The organism is Pseudoalteromonas lipolytica, from assembly GCF_001306915.1.
Lineage (GTDB): Bacteria > Pseudomonadota > Gammaproteobacteria > Enterobacterales > Alteromonadaceae > Pseudoalteromonas > Pseudoalteromonas simplex.
Genome location: NZ_LJTC01000069.1, coordinates 1 through 506, shown reverse-complemented (window position 1 = coordinate 506; position 506 = coordinate 1). Strand labels below are relative to the sequence as shown.

The 506-nt window shown below is 49.2% G+C and carries 1 rRNA gene; it reads right to left on the bottom strand.

The features are described from left to right. Positions 1 to 506: ribosomal RNA gene (locus AOG27_RS21105) — 23S ribosomal RNA — on the bottom strand; the annotation flags it as partial.

The following is a 506-nucleotide window of genomic DNA, read 5'->3' as shown; positions in this document are numbered from 1 at the left end:
TGACCCCCTAGCCTTAACAGTGCTCTACCCCCGTAAGTATTCGTCCGAGGCTCTACCTAAATAGATTTCGGGGAGAACCAGCTATCTCCCGGTTTGATTAGCCTTTCACTCCTAGCCACAGGTCATCCCCTAACTTTTCAACGTTAGTGGGTTCGGTCCTCCAGTTGATGTTACTCAACCTTCAACCTGCCCATGGCTAGATCACCGGGTTTCGGGTCTATACCTTGCAACTATACGCCCAGTTAAGACTCGGTTTCCCTACGGCTACCCTAATCGGTTAACCTCGCTACAAAATATAAGTCGCTGACCCATTATACAAAAGGTACGCAGTCACCCTCGAAGGGCTCCTACTGCTTGTACGTACACGGTTTCAGGTTCTATTTCACTCCCCTCACAGGGGTTCTTTTCGCCTTTCCCTCACGGTACTGGTTCACTATCGGTCAGTTGGGAGTATTTAGCCTTAGATGATGGTCCACCTATATTCAGTCAAAGTTTCACGTGCTCCG